This window comes from Psychrobacter coccoides (assembly GCF_017498085.1).
GTDB lineage: Bacteria > Pseudomonadota > Gammaproteobacteria > Pseudomonadales > Moraxellaceae > Psychrobacter > Psychrobacter coccoides.
This window is the reverse complement of sequence record NZ_JAGBKM010000014.1, coordinates 69,354-90,704: the sequence shown is the minus strand read 5'-3', so window position 1 is coordinate 90,704 and position 21,351 is coordinate 69,354. Positions and strand designations below refer to the sequence as shown.

Below are 21,351 nucleotides of genomic sequence, written 5' to 3'. Positions count from 1 at the left end.
AATAAAGAGGAAATACCCATGGCAAAGGCCAAGTTTGAACGCAACAAGCCCCACGTCAACGTCGGCACCATCGGACACGTTGACCACGGTAAAACCACCCTAACAGCCGCTATCGCAACCGTAGCAGCCAAAGCCTCAGGCGGCGAAGCCAAAGACTACGCAGCCATTGACTCAGCGCCTGAAGAAAAAGCACGTGGCATCACCATCAACACCTCACACGTAGAGTATGACACCGAAACCCGTCACTACGCCCACGTTGACTGCCCAGGTCACGCCGACTACGTCAAAAACATGATCACTGGTGCCGCTCAGATGGACGGCGCAATCTTAGTCGTATCAGCCACTGACGGCCCAATGCCACAAACCCGTGAGCACATCCTGCTATCACGTCAGGTTGGCGTACCCTACATCATCGTCTTCATGAACAAATGTGACCTAGTAGACGACGAAGAGTTGCTAGAGCTCGTAGAAATGGAAGTACGTGAACTTCTAAACGACTACGACTTCCCAGGTGACGACACCCCAATCATGAAAGGTAGTGCCACCCAAGCCCTAAAAGGCGACGACGGCAAATACGGCGAACCAGCAGTTCTAGAACTACTAGAAACCCTAGACACCTACATCCCAGAGCCAGAGCGTGACGTCGACAAAGCATTCCTAATGCCAATCGAAGACGTCTTCTCAATCTCAGGTCGTGGTACCGTTGTTACCGGCCGTGTTGAATCAGGTATCGTACGCGTTGGCGACGAAATCGAAATCGTCGGTATCCGTGACACCCAAAAAACCACCTGTACTGGTGTTGAGATGTTCCGTAAGCTTCTAGACGAAGGTCGTGCTGGTGAAAACTGTGGCGTACTACTACGTGGTACCAAGCGTGAAGACGTCCAACGTGGCCAAGTACTAGCGAAGCCAGGTTCAATCACCCCGCACACCAACTTCGACGCCGAAGTATACGTACTATCGAAAGAAGAAGGTGGTCGTCACACGCCATTCCTAAACGGCTATCGTCCACAGTTCTACTTCCGTACCACTGACGTGACTGGCGCAATCCAGCTACAAGACGGTACTGAAATGGTTATGCCAGGCGACAACGTTGAGATGAGCGTAGAGCTTATCCACCCAATCGCTATGGATAAAGGCCTACGTTTCGCTATCCGTGAAGGTGGCCGTACTGTAGGTGCTGGTGTGGTAGCTAACGTTAAAAACTAAATGATACTCAGCGTAAGCTGATGAAGGTATTGATTAGTGAAAAGCCATCCTTTATAGGGTGGCTTTTTTTTGGTGAATAATCAGTGATATGGGTACTATACTTCTCTTTGATTATTGTATAGTCAGCTGAATGTAAAACTGTTATGGATTTAAATGCGCTACTGGTATAAATTTTACTTGCGTGCTGCGTTCCCAGAGGCTGCGCAACCTATATTTTGAACAGAAAGCATCCCAGTAGCGCTATGAAATTTTTAGAGTGTATCGACTATATTTAGAAAAAATACTATTGTAATTATGCTAAGAGATTGCTATATTAGCGCTGCAGATCTCGTGCAATATGATGTTGGGAATCCTTAATTGTGATTAACCAACACAGAAGGTAAACTTATATTTTTTATCGTAAGGCTTGCTTTTTATCCTAAATATTGTATAATGCTGTCCTTTAACACCTATAGGCGATTGGCTCAATTGGTAGAGCATCGGTCTCCAAAACCGAGGGTTGTAGGTTCGAGTCCTACATCGCCTGCCATCTTTTTATCATATCTTTGTCGTACCTCACCATCTCCTAAGCGAGTTCTCTATGAGCAATAATCAAGATAACCTCGAGTCTAAGTTATCTGATGCCAAAGCGACGGCTAGTGGAATGTTGACTAAAAATAGTCAAAAAGGTAAAAACCCAAATACAGCGGTTGAAGTTGCGAAGACTGGGTCGGCCAAGGATATGATGTTATGGCTATTAGCCATTGCAGCTTTGATAGGGGCGACTTTAGTCAATCAATATTTACCAGGTTATTGGCAGCTTGCCAATGATGTTTGGGTACGTATTGGTATTATTGTCGCCCTTGCTGTGTTTGCACTAATTTGTTTGGCGCTAACCAATCAAGGCCGTGCCTTTAAGATATTGTTAAGAGATGCGGCAGTTGAATTGCGCCGTGTCACTTGGCCAGGTAAAGACGAAACCTTTCAGTATACATGGCAAGTGATTGTTGTCATTGGTATTGTTGGGTTGTTTATTTGGTTATTAGATAACTTCTTTAACTGGTTTGTAGGCTTGTTTATTGGTTAATAGGTATGTATTGATACCTCTAGCCGAAATTTTTATATAGCGATTAGGAGCGTCAGATGCGTTGGTATATCGTCCAAGCGTTTTCAGGATATGAAAAACAAGTACAGCGTTCACTAACTGATCGTATTAATCGTAGTGACTTTGCTGATTCATTTGGTGACGTATTGGTGCCAACTGAAGAAGTTGTTGAGATGAAAGACGGTAAAAAGCGCAAAAGTGAGCGTAAGTTTTTCCCAGGGTATGTATTAATCCAAATGGAGATGAACGACGACACTTGGCATATCGTCAATGAATGCCCACGTATTATGGGTTTCATTGGTGGTACGCCTGAAGTTCCTGCGCCTATTACCCAAGCTGAAGCAGACCGCATTTTGAATCGTCTGAATCAAACTGAGGCAACTCCTCGTCCGAAGACATTGTTTGAGCCAGGTGAAGAGTTGTTGGTTATCGATGGTCCATTTACTGACTTTAAGGGGTTGGTTGAAAAGGTGGATTACGAAAAATCTAAATTACAGCTTACTGTAAACGTATTTAACAGACCAACTCAGGTTGAGCTTGAGTTTAGCAAAGTTGAAAAACTAGACTAAGTCAGTAAAAAATTCATCAACCGGGGAGCCGTTAATCAACATTGTATCAATGTACAAAGATGATTTGGCGCTATCACCCATTTAGGAGAGTATCATGGCTAAGAAGATTGATGGTTACATCAAACTGCAAGTGCCTGCAGGTAAAGCAAACCCTTCACCACCAATTGGTCCAGCTTTGGGTCAAAAAGGCGTGAATATCATGGCGTTCTGTAAAGAGTTTAACGCTGCGACTGCAAACCAAGAACCAGGTCTGCCGATTCCAACTGAGATTACCGTTTATAACGATAAGTCTTTTACCTTTATCATGAAGTCACCACCTGCTGCGTTCTTGTTACGCAAAGCCGCTGGTATCGCTAAAGGTTCAGGCACGCCAAATACTGATAAAGTTGGTAAAGTAACACGCGAGCAATTAGAAGAGATCGTTAAAACCAAAGATGCAGATTTAACAGCTGCTGACCTCGATGCAGCTGTACGTACTGTTGCTGGTACTGCCCGCTCAATGGGTATCTCTGTGGAGGGTGTGTAATGCCTAAGCTAACCAAACGTCAAAAAGAAATTCAAAACCGTGTCGATAATGAAAAACAGTACACGATCGAAGAAGCGGTTCAAATTTTAAACGATTTGCCAGCGCTAAAATTCAAAGAGTCTATCGATATTGCGGTAAACTTGGGCGTTGATCCACGTAAGTCTGACCAAGTCGTTCGTGGCGCTACCAACCTGCCTGCTGGTACGGGTAAAACCAAACGTGTCGCCGTGTTTGCTCAAGGTGCTGCTGCTGAAGCTGCTAAAGAAGCCGGTGCAGACGTGGTTGGTTTTGAAGATCTGGCTGAAGACATTAAAGCTGGCAACATGGATTTCGATGTTGTTATCGCTGCTCCTGATGCCATGCGTGTTGTTGGTCAATTAGGTACTATCTTAGGTCCACGTGGTCTAATGCCTAACCCAAAGGTCGGTACAGTGACGCCAAACGTTGCTGAAGCAGTAACTAATGCAAAAGCGGGTCAAGCTCAGTACCGTGTTGATAAAGCTGGTATTATCCATGCTACTATCGGTCAAGTTGGCTTTACTGTCGAGCAAGTTGCACAGAATGCGCAAGCATTATTGGCTGATCTTAAGCGCGCCAAGCCTGCAACCTCTAAAGGCATATATATCAAAAAAATCACTTTATCTAGCACGATGGGCCCTGGCATCACCCTTGATCCTGTTCCTTATCGTGTCGCTAAATAAAATATTGTTTATTGATAGCTAAATATACTGTATAACAAGTGAGTTTTTTAAACTGCTTAATAAAGTATATAAATAAATTTTAAAGAATTAGGTCAGTGTAGCAATCGCTACGCTGTCTAAGACCGTAGGTAGAGAGTAGCTTAGTCAGATTATAGGTATCTTTTCGGAGTGACTTATGATGTTAAAAGCTGGTCTTGTTAATCGATGACAGATGAAAATCTTAATTGTCCTACGCAGACGGTGGCCCACACAGTTATTGATTAAAGCCAATAAGTTGCTGTGATCATTTTAAATGACTATCAACTTATTACTTAACGTCATTCTGATAACGGTGCCGTAATCAGTCGTTACTTACAGAGTTAAATCTACAAGTAACGTGTCGTATCAAGTCAGTCTTATCTTATACTAGGTCTGCAAAGACTAAAGTAATAAGAGGGTTGATAAGATTAAGGAGTCAACTTATGGCATTAACGCTAGAACAAAAACAACAAGTTGTGGCTGAAGTGTCTGAAGTTGCTGCTAATGCTTACTCAGCAGTAGCTGCCGAATATCACGGTATTGGTGTTGCGAAGCTTACTCAGCTGCGCGAACAAGCTCGTGAAAAAGGCGTTGTTTTAAAAGTGGTAAAAAATACCCTGGCAAAACGCGCTTTTGAAGGCACTAAGTTTGAGTGCATGTCAGACCGTATGACTGGTCCATTACTTTTGGCTTTCTCTATGGAAGATTTGGGATCTGCTGCTAGAGTCGTTTATGACTTTAGTAAAGAGAACAAAGCTTTAGAGACCAAAATAGTGTCAGTCGGTGGTGAAGTTTATGGTCCAGAAGAGCTAGAGCGCGTATCGAAGCTACCAACTCGCGACGAAGCAATCTCTATCTTGATGGCAACTATGAATGCACCTGTGACCAAGCTTGTCCAGACTATGAACGCAGTTCCTGGCAAATTTGTTCGTACTGTAGCAGCAATCAAAGACGCAAAAGAAGCCGCTTAATTGCTTGTTTTAACGTAACTTTAACATCGTATCTATGCCCCAGTAGTCATATCAGACACGCAGCATAGGCGATATTAAAATCAATTAATTTTTATCAGATAACGGAGAGTTCTCATGGCACTATCTAAAGAAGATGTGTTAAACGCAATCGCTGAAATGTCAGTAATGGATATCGTTGAATTAATCAGCGACATGGAAGAAAAATTCGGCGTAACTGCTGCTGTTGCTGCTGCTGCACCTGCTGCTGCTGCTGAAGGCGGCGCTGCTGCTGAAGAAAAAGACGAGTTTGACGTTGTTCTTGCCAGCTTCGGCGAGAAGAAAGTTGCGGTCATTAAAGCAGTTCGTGAAGCAACTGGCCTTGGCTTGAAAGAAGCTAAAGACCTAGTTGAAAGCGCTCCAGCTCCAATCAAAGAAGGTGCGTCTAAAGACGAAGCTGAAGAGTTGAAGAAGAAGCTTGAAGAAGCTGGTGCAACTGTTGAACTAAAATAAGTTCAATACAGCATTAAAAAAAGCTGGTGATGCCTTGCATTGCCAGCTTTTTTTTATTATAATTATTAGCTTGACCTTTTGTGTCTGCCAATAGTCGTATCATAAACGGTGGATACCCATCAAAAGGACAGACGATATACATGCACGCAAACACGCCAGTTTTTGAAATCAGTTGATGTAAGCTAAACATCTTTAGGTGTTTGGCACTTTTTTGTGTCTGTATACTTCCTATGATCAATAACGTTATTTAAATCTAATTTATCTGGATCTTAATTAGTTTAGCATGGTTTTACTGTCAGTTCGTAAGCTCATAGACGGTAGATATCAGTGACGATATTACTTACATAAACATCTATTACGGATATATAGGCTATTGGTTGGTATTACGGTAATACAATCCGTATGTTGTTGAAAAATAGAGCAATAGTACTTATATAGTAGTGTTTAGATAGTCGTTTTAAAATTAGATGTCGTGCATTGTGTATGCATGATTTATTAAACACCCATTAACTGAGCATCACCGTTTCTTTTATTATCGTTTCCGTTGCCATGTTTGTATAGTATTTATGCACGCTGGTCACGCTTTCAATTTGTTTTCACGTCTACTGTAAGGACTCTCGATGGCATATTCTTATACTGAAAAAAAGCGTATTCGCAAAAGTTTTGCTGAATTGCCCACTGTGATGGACATTCCCTACTTATTGTCTATTCAAGTAGATTCTTATGAGCAATTTTTGCAAGAGCACAAAAAACCAAAAGCTCGTGAGAATACTGGTCTGCAAGCCGCATTTTCTTCTATTTTTCCTATCGAAAGTCACTCTGGCAATGCTGAATTGCAATTTGTTGAGTACTACTTAGGAACCCCTGAGTTCGATGAGCGTGAATGTATTTTACGTGGCTCAACGTTTGCTGCCCCGATGCGTGTCAAAATCCGTTTGATTATTAAAGATAAAGATAGCAAGGACAAAGACAGTAAAGCGGCTATCAAAGATATCCGTGAGCAAAGCGTCTATATGGGCGAGATGCCGTTAATGACCGAAAACGGTACTTTTATTATCAATGGTACTGAACGGGTTATTGTTTCACAATTACATCGTTCACCTGGTGTGTTCTTTGATCACGATAAAGGCAAGTCGCACTCAAGTGGTAAGGTGCTTTATAACGCTCGTATCATTCCGTACCGTGGCTCATGGCTTGACTTTGAGTTTGATGCTAAAGACTTAGTATTTGCTCGTATTGACCGCCGTCGTAAGCTATTAGCTTCTATTATTTTACGGGCGCTTGGGCTGACGACTGCTGAAATCTTAGATACTTTCTTTGATAGAGTGTCGGTTTATAAGGGCGATGAGCAGTTTGAGATTGATTTGGTGCCTGATCGCTTACGTGGTGAAATGGCGCAGTTTGATATCGTATCGCCTGAAGGTAAGGTACTGGTAGAACAAGGCAAGCGCATTAATGCTCGCCGTATCCGTCAGATCGAAGAAGCGGGTATGACTCGCATCGCTGTACCTGATGAGTACTTATATGAGCGTATCCTTGCCGAAGATATTATCGTTGATGATGAAGTGATCGCGCGTGCTAACACGTTAATTGATCATGAGCTATTGGTTAAATTAAGTGCTACTGATATCAAAGAAATCAGTATTTTATTTACCAATGATATCGATCAAGGGACTTATATTGCGGATACGTTACGTGCAGATACGACGTCAAGCCGTGAAGAAGCATTAATCGAAATTTATAAAGTCATGCGCCCAGGTGAGCCGCCAACGGTTGAGACTGCTGAAAAGTTGTTTGAAAGCATGTTTTTCAACCCAGATCGCTACGATCTATCAAACGTCGGTCGTATGAAATTTAACCGCCGTTTAGGGTTGGACTTTGAAAGCACTGATGACCCTGATGTACAACGTGCCCGTAGTGTCCTAAATAACGATGATATCGTTAATGTCCTAAAAGAGCTGATTGAGATTCGTAACGGCCGCGGCGAGGTTGATGACATCGACCATTTGGGTAACCGCCGTATTCGTTCAGTGGGTGAAATGGCTGAAAACCAATTCCGTGTTGGTTTAGTACGTGTTGAGCGTGCGGTTAAAGAGCGCTTAAGCTCTGCTGAGTCTGATAATTTATCTCCACAGGATTTGATCAATTCTAAACCTGTTGCTGCTGCTGTCAAAGAGTTCTTTGGTTCAAGCCAGTTGTCACAGTTTATGGATCAAAACAACCCATTATCTGAAGTGACGCATAAACGCCGTGTATCCGCATTGGGCCCTGGTGGTCTGACCCGTGAGCGTGCAGGCTTTGAAGTACGTGACGTTCATGACACTCATTATGGCCGTGTCTGCCCGATTGAGACGCCTGAAGGGCCAAACATTGGTCTGATTAACTCTTTAGCGACCTTTGCTAAGACCAACAGCTTTGGTTTCTTAGAGACGCCATATCGCCGTGTGGTAGATGGGAAGGTCACAGATCATTTTGAGTATTTATCAGCGATTGAAGAAGTCGGTACTGTAATTGCACAGGCTGACTCACCAATGACTGAAGACGGTGCGCTATCTGATGAGATGGTCAGTGTGCGTAGCGGTGGCGAGTTTGTGCGTATGCCAGCGGACAAGGTCACACATATGGATGTATCGCCCAGTCAGGTTGTGTCAGTAGCCGCAGGTCTGATTCCGTTCCTAGAGCATGATGATGCCAACCGTGCTTTGATGGGATCAAACATGCAGCGTCAGGCGGTTCCTACATTACGTGCGGATAAGCCATTGGTAGGTACTGGTATGGAGCGTCACGTTGCTCGTGACTCAGGTGTATGTGTCATCGCTCGTCGTGGCGGTGTGATTGAGGATGTTGATGCTTCACGTATCGTGGTACGTGTCAATGAAGATGAGATGGTCGCCGGTGAAGCGGGTATCGATATCTACAACTTAATCAAATACACGCGTTCAAACCAGAACACTTGTATTAACCAGCGTATCATTGTTAACCAAGGTGATGAGATCGCTTTGGGTGATATCTTGGCTGATGGTCCGTCGACCGACTTGGGTGAATTGGCGCTTGGTCAAAACATCCGCATCGCCTTTATGCCTTGGAATGGTTATAACTTCGAAGACTCAATCTTGTTGTCTGAAAAAGTGGTAAAAGAAGATCGTTTTACCACCATTCATATTCAAGAACTGACCTGTGTGGCTCGTGATACCAAATTGGGTACAGAAGAAATCACTGCTGATATTCCAAACGTCGGTGAGGCTGCGCTATCCAGTCTTGATGAGGCAGGTATCGTTTATATCGGTGCTGAAGTGGATGCAGGCGACATCTTGGTGGGTAAAGTCACGCCAAAAGGTGAGACACAGCTGACACCAGAAGAAAAACTACTGCGGGCCATTTTTGGCGAAAAAGCCGCGGATGTAAAAGACACCTCGTTGCGTGTCCCAACATCAAGCAAAGGCACGGTGATTGATGTACAGGTCTTTACCCGTGACGGTGTTGAAAAAGATGCTCGTGCTCGTGCGATCGAAAAGTCACAGTTAGACAGCTATCGTAAAGACTTAAAAGAAGAGCTACGTATCTTTGAAGAAGCGGCACGTGGTCGTATCAGTACCTTGCTAGATGGACAAAAAATCAGTGGTGGTTCAGGTCTAAAGGCTGGTACGGTTATGAAAGCCGCTGATATGAAAGACATGAGTCTTGAGACTTTACTTGATATTCAGCCGGTTGAAGAAGAAATCTCTGAGCGTCTCACACAAATCGCTGATTACTTGGTCGATAAGCAAAAAGACATCGATGTGAAGTTTGCTGAGAAAAAGCGTAAATTAACGGCAGGCGATGATCTACAACATGGCGTACAAAAAATCGTCAAGGTTTATTTGGCGGTTAAGCGTCGTATTCAGCCTGGTGATAAGATGGCCGGTCGTCATGGTAACAAGGGTGTGGTATCACGTATTATGCCAGTTGAAGACATGCCATACGACGAACATGGTAACACGGTGGACATCGTTCTAAATCCACTAGGTGTTCCATCACGTATGAACATCGGTCAGGTACTCGAGACGCATTTAGGTATGGCAGCCAAAGGTTTGGGTGAAAAAATTGACGGTATGCTTAAAGCCCAAGCTGCTATCAAAGACTTACGTGACTTCTTAGACCAAATCTATAACAAAGTTGGCGGAGAGCAAGTTGATCTAGATAGCTTGTCTGACGATGACATTATAGCGCTTGCGGGCAACCTACGTGAAGGTGTACCGATGGGTACAGCAGTGTTTGACGGTGCTCATGAGCATCAAGTTAAAGATCTGCTAGAGCTTGCTGGATTGGACCGTGATGGCCAGCAAACCCTATATGATGGTCGTACGGGTCAAAAGTTCGATCGTAAAGTGACCGTCGGTTATATGTATATGCTCAAGCTTAACCACTTGGTTGATGACAAGATGCATGCACGCTCAACAGGGTCTTACTCACTGGTTACGCAGCAGCCGCTGGGTGGTAAAGCTCAGTTTGGTGGACAGCGCTTTGGTGAGATGGAAGTCTGGGCACTAGAAGCTTATGGTGCCGCCTATACCTTGCAAGAGATGCTAACGGTGAAGTCGGATGATGTTGAAGGCCGTACACGTATGTATAAGAACATCGTCGATGGAGAGCAGTACATGGATCCAGGTATGCCTGAGTCATTTAACGTACTGACCAAAGAAATCAAATCACTGGGTCTTAATATTGAGTTAAAAGAGACTCACTAAGTTTAAAGCCTGAATGTTTTAAACTCAGTCGTCATACTAAAAGCAGTACGCCATAATGCTGCTGCTTTTGGTTATTTATCTCAACCCTATTCATTGCCTTCATTCATTCTGTCATATGTCATTACCAACATGACCGAATGATTATAAAGATAACGGAGAAGCAACTTGAAAGATTTACTCGATATCATGCAAAGCCCTACCGCTAGCGGTAACCGTGAGTTTGATAGCATTCAAATTACCCTAGCTTCACCAGATGTGGTCAAATCTTGGTCTCATGGTGAGGTAAAAAAACCTGAAACAATTAACTATCGTACGTTTAAGCCTGAGCGTGACGGTCTTTTTTGTGCCAAAATCTTTGGCCCAGTAAAAGACTTTGAGTGTCTGTGTGGTAAGTATAAACGCCGTAAGTTCCAAGGTGTCATCTGTGAAAAGTGTGGTGTTGAAGTCACGACCGCTAAAGTGCGCCGTGATCGCATGGGTCATATTGATTTGGCCAGTCCTGTGGCGCACATTTGGTTCTTAAAGTCATTGCCAAGCCGTATCGGTCTGCTTCTCGATATGACACTACGTGATATTGAGCGTGTCCTGTACTTTGAAAGCTATATCGTCACTGAGCCTGGTATGACTTCTTTAGAGAGATATCAGCTGCTAGATGACGAAGATTATTATCGTGCACTTGAAGAGTTTGGCGATGAGTTCGTTGCCAAGATGGGTGCTGAAGCGGTACAAGATCTGCTAAAAGACATTGACTTAGACTTAGAAATTGATGAACTGCGTGAAGCCATTCCGCAAACAGGCTCTGAGACTAAACTTAAAAAAATGTCTAAGCGTCTTAAACTATTAGAAGCTTTCCGTGATTCTAATAATAAACCTGAGTGGATGGTAATGAACATCTTACCTGTACTGCCACCAGATTTACGCCCACTAGTACCACTAGAAGGCGGACGTTTTGCGACTTCAGATCTAAACGACTTGTATCGCCGCGTCATCAACCGTAACAACCGTCTAAAGCGTCTATTAGAGCTAAGCGCCCCTGATATTATCGTGCGTAACGAAAAACGTATGTTACAAGAGTCAGTCGATGCGCTACTGGATAACGGTCGTCGTGGTCGTGCCATCACAGGTAGTAACAAACGTCCATTAAAATCTCTTGCCGACATGATCAAAGGTAAGCAAGGTCGTTTCCGTCAAAACTTACTTGGTAAGCGTGTTGACTACTCAGGTCGTTCAGTGATCGTTGTCGGTCCAACATTGCGTCTTCACCAATGTGGCCTACCTAAGAAGATGGCGCTTGAGCTATTCAAGCCATTTACTTACAACAAGCTTTTGTCTCATGGCTTAGCGACAACGATTAAAGCCGCCAAAAAGATGGTTGAGCGTGAAGAGCCGCAAGTATGGGATATGCTAGCGATGGTCATTCGTGAGCACCCTGTGCTATTGAACCGTGCACCGACGCTACACCGTTTGGGCCTACAAGCGTTCGAGCCAGTACTCATTGAAGGTAAAGCCATTCAGCTGCACCCACTGGTTTGTACCGCATTTAACGCTGACTTTGACGGTGACCAAATGGCCGTTCATGTGCCATTGACACTAGAGGCACAGCTTGAGTCACGTGCACTGATGATGTCGACCAACAACATCTTGTCACCTGCTAACGGTGATCCTATCATCGTTCCATCACAGGACGTGGTACTTGGTCTGTACTACATTAGCCGCTCGTCAATCAATGCCAAAGGCGAAGGCATGGTCTTTGCTTCAGTTAACGAAGCCTTGCGTGCGATTGGTTCAAATGATTTGCATGTTAATGCCAAAATCAAGGTACGTGTGACCGAGACTCATATCGATGAAGAGGGTAATCGTACTAAAGAAACCAGTTTAAAAGAAACAGTCGCTGGTCGTTTGTTGATTTGGAATATCATGCCTAAAGGTATGGTGTTTGATGAGTGTAACCAAGAGATGACTAAGAAAAACATCTCACGCTTGATCAACTCTTGCTATCGTAAGATGGGTGTCAAAGACAGTGTGATGTTTGCTGACCAGTTAATGTACCTTGGTTTTTCTCAGGCGACACTGTCAGGGGTCTCTATTGGTATAGAAGACATGGCGATCCCGCCGAGCAAGGTTCAAATCATTGAAACTGCTGAAGCTGAAGTGCGTGAGATTGAAGATCAGTTTGAACAAGGTTTTGTCACTGCTGGTGAGCGTTATAACAAGGTCGTCGATATTTGGTCACGTACCAACGACAAAGTCGCTAAAGCGATGATGGATAACTTGTCAACGGACAAAGTCATCAATGCCCAAGGTGAAGAAGACGAGCAAAAATCCTTTAACTCGATCTTTATCATGTCGGATTCTGGTGCTCGTGGTAGTGCCGCTCAGATTCGTCAGCTCGCTGGTATGCGTGGTTTGATGGCAAAACCAGATGGTTCTATCATCGAAACACCGATTAAAGCCAACTTCCGTGAAGGTCTGACCGTACTTCAGTACTTTATCTCGACTCACGGTGCACGTAAAGGTCTAGCAGACACGGCTCTAAAAACAGCCAACTCAGGTTATCTGACGCGTCGTTTGGTCGATGTGGCACAAGACTTGGTTGTGACTAGCGAAGACTGTGGTACTGAACAAGGCCTGCTCATGACCCCGCATATTCAAGGTGGTGAGATCATTGAGAAGCTTGGTGAGCTGGTTCTGGGTCGTGTGACTGCTCGTGATGTCACTTATAATGATGACGATTCAAAAGTATTGGTCCCAGCAGGTACGCTGATTGATGAGCAGTGGGTCAATATCCTTGATGAAAATGCCATTGATGACATCTGGGTACGCTCAGTCATTACCTGTGATGTGGCTCATGGTGTGTGTTCACAGTGCTACGGCCGTGATCTTGCTCGTGGTCATAAAGTCAATATCGGTGAGTCTGTCGGTGTGATGGCAGCTCAATCTATTGGTGAGCCTGGTACTCAGTTAACCATGCGTACTTTCCACGTGGGCGGGGCGGCAAGCTCAGCATCAGTAGACAACAGCATCTCTGTTCGTAATGCCGGTCAAGTGCATTTCGAAAACATGAAAACGGTTGAACATACGGATGGTCATTTGGTAGTCGTATCACGTTCTGCAGAGATTGCGATGACTGATGAGCTTGGTCGTGAGCGTGAGCGTTATAAAGTGCCTTATGGTTCAAGCGTACTGGTTAAAAATGAAGCGCAGGTCGAAGGTGGACAAACCATTGCTAAATGGGATCCGCACACGCATCCTATTATTACTGAATTTGCCGGTACGGCACGCTTCAGTGACATCGTTGATGGCAGTACAGCGACAGTAAAAGTCGATGAAGCCACTGGTATGAGCTCGTTTGAGATTCTAGCGACTCGTGACCGTTCAAGTACTGCTAAGGACTTACGCCCAGCCATTATCTTGAACACTGATGAAGGCAAAGAAGTGGTTTACTTCTTACCGGCTGAAACCATCATTCGTGTTAGCGATGGTGAAAAAGTCGCTGCTGGTTCGATCTTAGGCCGTGTACCGCAAGCAACATCTGGTACCAAGGACATCACTGGTGGTCTACCACGTGTAGCCGATTTGTTTGAAGCCCGTCGTCCAAAAGATCATGCCATCATGGCAGAGATGACAGGTGTCGTCAGCTTTGGTAAAGAGACCAAAGGTAAAAACCGCTTTATTATTACCAATGAAGACGGCGAGACACATGAAGAGTTGATTCCAAAGTGGCGTCAGATTAACGTCTTTGAAAACGAGACAGTAGCACGTGGTGAGATCATCGCCGATGGTCCACAAAACCCACATGACATCTTGCGCTTAAAAGGTGAAACAGCACTTGCTGATTATATCGTCAACGAAGTACAAGACGTTTATCGTTTGCAGGGTGTTAAGATCAACGATAAGCATATTGAAGTTATCATACGTCAGATGCTGCGTAAGGTCGAAGTGACGGATGCTGGTGACTCTAGTTACTTTAAAGGTGATCAGGTTGAATATGCGGACCTAAAAGCACTTAATGAGAAGCTGGTTGCTGAAGACAAGTTCCCAGTACAATTTGAGCGTCAGCTACTTGGTATTACTAAAGCGAGTCTGGCGACTGAAAGCTTTATCTCAGCCGCTTCTTTCCAAGAAACGACACGAGTTCTAACGGCTGCTGCTGTTACTGGTAAGAGTGATGAGCTACGTGGTCTAAAAGAGAACGTAGTGGTAGGTCGCTTGATCCCTGCAGGTACGGGACTGGCTTATCATCAAGCTCGTAAAGACAAGTCAGAGCAAGTGTTACATGATAATGATATGAATGCTGCTTTTGACATGACGGCCAGCACTGATAGTAAAGACTTTGCTAGCTTTGATGAAGCCTTTGCACAAGAGCTTAATCAAGACAGCTGATTAGATTTTATAGTTTGAGTATTTGTACACAAAAAGCCAGCCTCGTTGCTGGCTTTTTTGTGCCTGTTATTTTTATCTATAGTCAGGTTAGTATAAAAAAGATACGACAAGACTGGGATGCTTAGTTTTTTAATGTTGGTTTTGCAGCCTTTGTCGGCGTAGGCACAGCACGCAAGAAAAATTTATACCAGTTTAGCGTATTACTACAGTGTGTCTATTTTATTTAGTATCGACGATATGACAGCTAAAACGATTGCTTATAGGACTAAAAATAAGTGTAAACTTATACCTGCGTCAAAATTAACAATATAAGGATAGGTATATGGCAGGTAAAGGTCGTGTCGCCAAGTATCAAGCAGATCGAACCAATCAAAAGCTGTATTTTTGCCGTTTGGCCTGTCAAGCGGCAGAGAGTAGCCATGATAAACAGCATTATCAAGCCCATTGTGAAACCGCTATTTTTCATTTATACGGCAGTTTCTTAGCATTTATGCAAGAGCTTGTGCAGTTCTACAGCTTAGATGTAGTGGCACCAAGCTTGACAGATATTGAGCGTGCGTTGGCCGTACGGACGCAAGTATCACCAGAGGTACAGCGGCTGCAACAACTACAACAGCAAGGCATTTTGGCGAATATTGAACGTGCTTATCAGCGCTGTTTGTATACCGTTATAAAAGACCAGCCGAACAGCGAAGAGGGGATAGATAACGATGGGGCAAAGACACCACAAGATCTTATTGTGAATGTGGTGACGTTATCAAACCAGTGGCTTCCGGATGCAGCAACCATACGAGAGTGGCGTCAGCAACTGCTGACGTTGATTGAGCAGTTACGTGCCGGTATGGTCGAGTTTTAGGGTGGTTGGAAATGGTATAAACAACACATTCAGTGCTATCAAGCTTGTGTGAAGGTTTATTCTGGCATTTCCGGCAGCTGCTCAACAGGTGTGACGGTTAGTGGGTTTTGGGGCACGCTGTCGTTTCCGCTACTATTATTGCTATTAGGGTTACGACTGGCTTCATGGTTACTTCCTGAGTCTTCATCGATGGTTTCAGGCTCAGGCGGTTTACGCTTTTGGGTCTTAGGTTGGATGGGTTTCGTCGTATTGGTTGGCGTTGTCTCTTCAGGAGTGATAATACCATCATCTGTCATTTCTAATATACGTTGTTTTTGTTTTTTTGATTTAGAGCGATTATTGAGTGATACCCATTCGTAAGGCTTACCTTTTAGTTCAGCTCTCATAAAGTCGATCCATACAGGTAATGCAGCGACCCCACCATACTCACGACGGCCAAGGGTTGAAGGCTGATCAAAGCCGATCCAGACAACAGTAGCGTTGGTTGGATGAAACCCTGCAAACCAAGCGTCTTTGGCTTCGTTGGTGGTACCAGTTTTGCCGCCGATATCACTACGCCCTAGGGCTTTGGCCCGGGTGGCGGTACCACGCTGTACCACATCACGTAGAATATCAGCCATTTCATAAGCGACGCGTGGGGTCAATATTCGCGGTGCCTGAGCGGCTGTCGTGTATTGCACAGTAGGGGCTTGTAGACGATCTGACTCTGGACTGGCGTCGTAAATATTTACATTGGTGATATTATCGTTTTCTGTAGCACCGGTATTGTCTTCTGGATCTTCAGTAGCAGCAGAGTCGTTGTTGGATTCTGTTTCTATCGCCTCTTGGTCTGCAATGAGCTTCTCATTTAAATCTACGAGTTGCTCATTGAAGCATACTGCACAAGCTTGCTGCGGACTGGCTTGGAATAGCAACTTGTTATCATAATTATATATCTGTTCTATAAAATAAGGCTGTATGCGATGGCCGCCATTGGCAAAGGTCGCATAAGCCGTTGCCATTTGTAGCGGGGTTGCTTGTCCAGTACCCAGTGCAAGCGATAGGGTAGTCGGTAGCTTTTCTTTATCCAGTCCAAATTGATCTAACAAGTCACGAACATCAGAGATACCGATCGCCTGTAATAAACGAATAGACACTAAGTTACGTGAAAGATAAAGCCCTCGGCGGAGAGTGATATCTCCCAAAAAACGCCCGTCAGAGTTTTTTGGCTTCCAGTCCCCAACCTGAATCGGTTGATCTGAGATGATACTGTCTGGACGATAGCCTTTTTCTAAAGCGGCAGTGTAAACCAATGGCTTGATGATAGAGCCTGGTTGTCTCCAGCCCTGTAAGGCACGGTTGAACTTACTGTGATTAAAATCAAAACCACCAACGAGCGCTTTGACAGCACCTGTATCCGGATTTAATGACACCAAACTGCCTTGAACTTCAGGTATTTGAGCCAGTTTCCAACCACCACTGCTGGTTGGTATTAAACGGATAATATCATTTTTGTTGACGATCTGACTGGCATTGCTTGGAGAATAACCAAAGCGGTCAGCGGAGATATATTTACGTGCCCAGTTCATGCCTGACCAGTTAACAGTAACATTCTCACCAGATGGCATGTCTGCTTCGAAGCTACGAGCGTTTACCTTGGTCACTTTAGCTGGGTACATACCGCCATAGCGACGAAAGTTCTCTAGAGGCTCATCATTTGCCTCAGCACCTCGCCAGCCATGGCGATGATCATAGGCAATTAAACCTTTAAGGACCGCAGCCTCAGCAGCATTTTGCGCTTTGCTGTCAACCGTTAACCTGACACGCCACCCCCCATTGACAACTTGCTCACCATAGCGATTGACCAACGCATATCGGGTCATTTCTGCTAAATAAGGCATGTTTACGTCAAGCTTCTCTTGATATAGCTTGAGCCCAATCGGGGCATTAACTGCTTCATCGTATTGAGCCTGAGTGATATAGCCCAGCTCGTGCATACGGCCAATAATCCAGTTGCGCCGTGTCAATGCCCGTTCAGGATTGGCTACTGGGTTGTATTTTGAGGGAGCCTTTGGTAGGCCGGCTAGCATCGCCATCTCAGCAATAGTCAGGTTATCAAGTGATTTACTATAGTATTTTTTAGCAGCAGCACGAATACCATATGCGCCTTCGCCGAGATAGATTTTATTGACATATAACGTTAAGATTTCGTTTTTACTGAGCTCGTCTTCCATCTTACGGGCGACAAAAAGTTCGGTCAGCTTACGGTTTAGAGTACGTTCAGAGCTTAAGAAATAGTTTTTGGCGACCTGCATGGTAATGGTAGAGCCGCCTGTTTGTGTCTCATCATCAGTGACGGCTTCTGTCACAGCGCGTCCAAGACCTTTGAGGCTAATACCAGTATGCTGAAAAAATGCCGAGTCTTCAGCGGCTAAAAAAGCATGGGTTAGGTCGTCTGGAATCTCTTCAAAAGTCACGGGTAAAGACAGGCGATTACCGTATTGACCAATCAGTTTATTATCGCTGCTATAGATTTGCAGAGGCATCTCAAGACTGGCAGTTTTGATCTCTTGAATACTGGGTAACGTTGGCGATAAGTACATCGCCATACCATAGAACCCAATCGGCACAGCAAGCGCTAAAACGACTGCCAACGCCAGACAGGCAATGACAAGTCCCACCAAAAAGTGAATGAGATGAGCAGTGGCATTTTTTTTCGTCATAGTCAGACTTATCGATTAGAGTTTTCAGAAAACGATATATTATACCTTGAACAAAACAGGCAGGTCATACTAAAAGTGTAATTTGTCTTATAAGTACGCAAAATACTTGAATCTATCATTTAAGTAACGTATTGTATTGAATTATTACAAAAACATATCAGAACGTAAACTTTATATAAGGTAAAGCGCTTGTGAGGCTATTTTCTTCTAAAGGGCGACATTTGGTTGGAGTAGATATCTCTGCTACTTCGATAAAGCTGGTCGATATCCAGCGTCAGCAAGGCATGTTTCACTTAAACTCCTATGGTATTGAAGGGCTGTCACCAGGTGTGGTTGTCGATAAGTTAATTGTCGATACTGAAGAGGTCGGTGCTGCCATTGCTCGTGTGGCCAAACGTTGTCAGGTGGCAGGAAGTGACGCGGCCACCGCAGTATCAGGTTCCTCTGTCATCACCAAGATTATAGACATGGACATGAAGTTGACAGATATCGAACGTGAGGCACAAATCCGTTTGGATGCAGATCAATATATTCCTTATCCTTTAGATGAAGTTAATTTAGATTTTGAAGTATTGGGCCCCTCTTTGGTGGATGACAATCTGGTACAGGTGCTTTTAGCCGCATCACGTTCAGAAAACGTGGATCAGCGTACAGACTCTTTAGTGTTTGGTGGTTTACAAGCCAAGATAGTAGATATTGAGTCACATGCCATAGAGCGTGCCTTTGAGCTGATGGTAGATAGCCTGCCTAATATGCCAGAGCTGGTTGCCATCGTCGATATCGGTCATCATCAAACGACTTTATATATCGCAAAAAATGGTGAGTTCGTTTATAGCCGTGAGCAACTATTTGGCGGACTACAGCTGACACAAGCCATTCAGGATCGTTATGGGTTGTCTTTTGAAGAAGCGGCAGCCAGTAAGCGTGAAAGCGTACTACCAGATGACTATTATACGGATATTCTCACACCATTTATGGAAAGTACGATCCAGCAGATTACCCGCTCATTACAGTTTTATTTCTCGTCTAGTCAATACAATAGCATAGATCATGTCGTACTGGCAGGGGGTAGTAGCTCTGTTCCAGGTCTATCAGGGTTGGTACAACAAAAGATAGGGGTGCCAGTGACGGTAGCAAATCCTTTTATCAATATGACGATAGATCCCAGTATCGACAACGAACAACTGGCAATTGATGCCGCAAGTTTGATGGCAGCTTGTGGCCTTGCGTTAAGGAGCTTTGACTGATGGCTCGTATTAACCTTTTACCCTGGCGGCAAGAAGAACGTGAACGCCGCAATAAAGAATTTATCACTTTAGTTGCTGCTGTAACCCTGCTGGCACTGTTGGCCGCATTTGCGACATGGAGCTACTTCAATAATGAGCTTGAAGAGCAGCGTGATGCCAATGCCTTGATTACCCAAGAAAATACTCGCTTGGACACGATACTTGTTGAAATCGACAGCTTAGAGCAACGCCGTGACGACATTGTTTCACGCATGCAGGTCATTCAGGATCTACAAGGTCGCCGCCCTGTGCCTGTACATTTATGGGATGATCTGGCAAAAGCCGTCCCCGCTGCTTTGTACTTAAACAATCTAAAACGGGAAGATAATACACTCATCTTAACTGGCCTAGCAGATAACCCAAATGTGGTATCAAGTTTGATACGGAATTTAGATGCCAGTAAGTGGATGGGGGGCTCTGCAGTACGAAATATTCAGCAAAACATACGTGCTTATGAGGCGGCACCTGAGCTCAATACAGGCAATAAGTCACGTCCTACCTATCCTGAAGACAGCTATGTACAATTTGTTATCACGACGCAAGTTCAGTCACAAGCTACTGACGCTGATGAGAGTGCTGAGACTGGAGGTGACTTGTGAAGCTTACGCGTAAAAAAGGCCTGAGTAAGGCAAAAAAAACCAAGGATCAAAACAAGAAACAGTTTGATCTCAATGATTTTCGCCGTAGTTTTGAATCTTTAGATACTGAGAATTATGGCAGTTGGCCAGTCCCTGTTAAAGTCACGATATTCGCTTTTATTGTGGTGCTGATTGCTGCATTATCTTGGGCTTTGCCTATCAGTGGCAAACTGGATGAAATTAAAGCGGCAGAGAATGAGCAACAGGTTTTGCTTGAGAGCTATCGCAAAAAAGAATCTCGTGCTCGTCATTTGGAAGCGTATAAAGCGCAAGTCGAGCAGATGGATATTGAATTTAATACTTTGTTGGATCAACTGCCAAAAGAGACTCGGGTATCAGAGCTGGTCGAAGGTATTAATATGACGGGTGTTGGTAGCAACATACGCTTTCAAGACATATCTGTCGAAGCTGAGGTTGAAAACGAATTCTTTATTGAGCAGCCTATCCGTATTGCTGCCATAGGTGAGTATCATCAGTTTGGTAGCTTTATTAGTGGACTTGCTGCACTGCCACGAATCATTACGATGCATGATTTTGAGGTGAGTAATCCGAAACCGACTTTAGAGACGCTGCCAGAGTTGAACTTAGTACTACGGACCAAAACGTATCGCTCAAAAGAGATAGCAGATGCTGATACAGCTACAGAAGGAGGTAATTAATATGTATGCTAAGAAACCAGTCCTTCTCACTCTTGCTATCACAGCTATAACCCTGACAGGATGCTCCGACCGTATCGGTATGGCAGAGCAGGCGATGAATGAGATTCGTAACTCACCGTCGCAGCCAATTGAACCCCCGCCACAAGCTGAATTGATTGAAGATTATGTCTATAGTGCCAATATGCTGCGCAGCCCATTTTTACCACCGAGCCTGGTGAACACACAAGGAGCAGATACGTCCTTAGATGGTATACGCCCTGATATTAATCGAATCAAAGAACCGTTAGAGCAATATGAGCTATCACAGCTGACTTTTAGAGGTGTGTTGGTCTCTCCTGAGGGGCAGCAATACGCACTCATACAACGGCCAGATGGCTCAGTAGCAAACGTCAAGGTAGGTAACTATATGGGATTAAATGACGGTCGTATTGTTGAAATCACACCGACGCAAATTAATTTGATTGAAATTGTGCCAGATAGCCGCGCAGGGTTTACCGAAAGACCTCAGTCGTTGGTCTCTCCCATAAACTAAA

15 protein-coding genes and 1 tRNA gene are annotated in these 21,351 nt (G+C 44.3%); 15 read left to right on the top strand and 1 reads right to left on the bottom strand.

Annotated features, from left to right (window positions below; genetic code table 11):
* Positions 1–18: 18 nt before the first annotated feature.
* The 11 genes from tuf (at position 19) to J3492_RS08640 (ending at position 15,533) form a co-directional block, all read left to right on the top strand.
* Positions 19–1,209, top strand: a complete 1,191-nt coding sequence (tuf, locus tag J3492_RS08690) for an elongation factor Tu (protein WP_207991668.1) — start codon at positions 19–21, stop codon at positions 1,207–1,209.
* 453 nt (positions 1,210–1,662) lie between these two features.
* Positions 1,663–1,738: transfer RNA gene (locus J3492_RS08685), tRNA-Trp, on the top strand.
* A 51-nt stretch (positions 1,739–1,789) separates the two neighbouring features.
* Positions 1,790–2,275, top strand: coding sequence for a preprotein translocase subunit SecE (gene secE / locus J3492_RS08680; RefSeq protein ID WP_207991663.1), 486 nt, complete (start codon positions 1,790–1,792; stop codon positions 2,273–2,275).
* 56 nt (positions 2,276–2,331) lie between these two features.
* Positions 2,332–2,862 (top strand): transcription termination/antitermination protein NusG, encoded by a 531-nt coding sequence (gene nusG, locus J3492_RS08675; RefSeq protein ID WP_207991662.1) that lies wholly within the window; start codon positions 2,332–2,334, stop codon positions 2,860–2,862.
* Positions 2,863–2,956: 94 nt separating this feature from the next.
* Entirely contained in the window at positions 2,957–3,388 is a 432-nt protein-coding gene (rplK, locus tag J3492_RS08670; RefSeq protein ID WP_207991661.1) for a 50S ribosomal protein L11, read from the top strand.
* Positions 3,388–4,089 (top strand): 50S ribosomal protein L1, encoded by a 702-nt coding sequence (gene rplA / locus J3492_RS08665; RefSeq protein WP_207991660.1) that lies wholly within the window; start codon positions 3,388–3,390, stop codon positions 4,087–4,089. The genes rplK and rplA overlap by 1 nt, the downstream gene beginning before the upstream one ends.
* A 461-nt stretch (positions 4,090–4,550) precedes the next feature.
* On the top strand, positions 4,551–5,078 hold the full coding sequence (gene rplJ, locus J3492_RS08660) for a 50S ribosomal protein L10 (RefSeq protein ID WP_207991659.1): 528 nt from the start codon (positions 4,551–4,553) through the stop codon (positions 5,076–5,078).
* 114 nt (positions 5,079–5,192) lie between these two features.
* Positions 5,193–5,567, top strand: a complete 375-nt coding sequence (rplL, locus tag J3492_RS08655; protein ID WP_207991658.1) for a 50S ribosomal protein L7/L12 — start codon at positions 5,193–5,195, stop codon at positions 5,565–5,567.
* 620 nt (positions 5,568–6,187) lie between these two features.
* Positions 6,188–10,294, top strand: a complete 4,107-nt coding sequence (rpoB, locus tag J3492_RS08650; protein ID WP_207991657.1) for a DNA-directed RNA polymerase subunit beta — start codon at positions 6,188–6,190, stop codon at positions 10,292–10,294.
* 165 nt (positions 10,295–10,459) lie between these two features.
* Positions 10,460–14,677, top strand: coding sequence for a DNA-directed RNA polymerase subunit beta' (rpoC, locus tag J3492_RS08645; RefSeq protein ID WP_207991656.1), 4,218 nt, complete (start codon positions 10,460–10,462; stop codon positions 14,675–14,677).
* Positions 14,678–14,999: 322 nt separating this feature from the next.
* The gene (locus J3492_RS08640; protein ID WP_207991655.1) at positions 15,000–15,533 is read left to right on the top strand and encodes a DUF6586 family protein; all 534 of its coding nucleotides are present in this window, start codon (positions 15,000–15,002) and stop codon (positions 15,531–15,533) included.
* 56 nt (positions 15,534–15,589) lie between these two features.
* On the opposite strand, the gene J3492_RS08635 is transcribed toward J3492_RS08640, so the two are convergent.
* The gene (locus J3492_RS08635; protein WP_207991654.1) at positions 15,590–18,235 is read right to left on the bottom strand and encodes a penicillin-binding protein 1A; all 2,646 of its coding nucleotides are present in this window, start codon (positions 18,233–18,235) and stop codon (positions 15,590–15,592) included.
* Between the two features lie 191 nt (positions 18,236–18,426).
* Here J3492_RS08635 and J3492_RS08630 point away from each other — a divergent pair, with 191 nt between their 5' ends.
* Genes J3492_RS08630 through J3492_RS08615 form a run of 4 tightly spaced genes read left to right on the top strand, consistent with a single transcriptional unit; the run spans position 18,427 to position 21,350 of the window.
* Entirely contained in the window at positions 18,427–19,482 is a 1,056-nt protein-coding gene (locus tag J3492_RS08630; protein ID WP_207991653.1) for a type IV pilus assembly protein PilM, read from the top strand.
* Complete coding sequence (locus J3492_RS08625; RefSeq protein WP_207991652.1) at positions 19,482–20,120, top strand: PilN domain-containing protein; 639 nt, start codon at positions 19,482–19,484, stop codon at positions 20,118–20,120. Before J3492_RS08630 ends, J3492_RS08625 begins: the two co-directional genes overlap by 1 nt.
* Entirely contained in the window at positions 20,117–20,818 is a 702-nt protein-coding gene (locus J3492_RS08620) for a type 4a pilus biogenesis protein PilO (RefSeq protein WP_207991651.1), read from the top strand. The genes J3492_RS08625 and J3492_RS08620 overlap by 4 nt, the downstream gene beginning before the upstream one ends.
* 1 nt (position 20,819) lies before the next feature.
* Positions 20,820–21,350 (top strand): pilus assembly protein PilP, encoded by a 531-nt coding sequence (locus J3492_RS08615; RefSeq protein WP_207991650.1) that lies wholly within the window; start codon positions 20,820–20,822, stop codon positions 21,348–21,350.
* Position 21,351 lies beyond the last annotated feature (1 nt).

What these genes read in the sequence shown, in the direction of transcription:
- tuf (WP_207991668.1), top strand. Translation starts at nt 19, where the DNA reads ATGGCAAAGGCCAAGTTTGAACGCAACAAGCCCCACGTCAACGTCGGC.
- secE (WP_207991663.1), top strand. Translation starts at nt 1,790, where the DNA reads ATGAGCAATAATCAAGATAACCTCGAGTCTAAGTTATCTGATGCCAAA.
- nusG (WP_207991662.1), top strand. Translation starts at nt 2,332, where the DNA reads ATGCGTTGGTATATCGTCCAAGCGTTTTCAGGATATGAAAAACAAGTA.
- rplK (WP_207991661.1), top strand. Translation starts at nt 2,957, where the DNA reads ATGGCTAAGAAGATTGATGGTTACATCAAACTGCAAGTGCCTGCAGGT.
- rplA (WP_207991660.1), top strand. Translation starts at nt 3,388, where the DNA reads ATGCCTAAGCTAACCAAACGTCAAAAAGAAATTCAAAACCGTGTCGAT.
- rplJ (WP_207991659.1), top strand. Translation starts at nt 4,551, where the DNA reads ATGGCATTAACGCTAGAACAAAAACAACAAGTTGTGGCTGAAGTGTCT.
- rplL (WP_207991658.1), top strand. Translation starts at nt 5,193, where the DNA reads ATGGCACTATCTAAAGAAGATGTGTTAAACGCAATCGCTGAAATGTCA.
- rpoB (WP_207991657.1), top strand. Translation starts at nt 6,188, where the DNA reads ATGGCATATTCTTATACTGAAAAAAAGCGTATTCGCAAAAGTTTTGCT.
- J3492_RS08640 (WP_207991655.1), top strand. Translation starts at nt 15,000, where the DNA reads ATGGCAGGTAAAGGTCGTGTCGCCAAGTATCAAGCAGATCGAACCAAT.
- J3492_RS08635 (WP_207991654.1), bottom strand. Translation starts at nt 18,235, where the DNA reads ATGACGAAAAAAAATGCCACTGCTCATCTCATTCACTTTTTGGTGGGA.
- J3492_RS08625 (WP_207991652.1), top strand. Translation starts at nt 19,482, where the DNA reads ATGGCTCGTATTAACCTTTTACCCTGGCGGCAAGAAGAACGTGAACGC.
- J3492_RS08615 (WP_207991650.1), top strand. Translation starts at nt 20,820, where the DNA reads ATGTATGCTAAGAAACCAGTCCTTCTCACTCTTGCTATCACAGCTATA.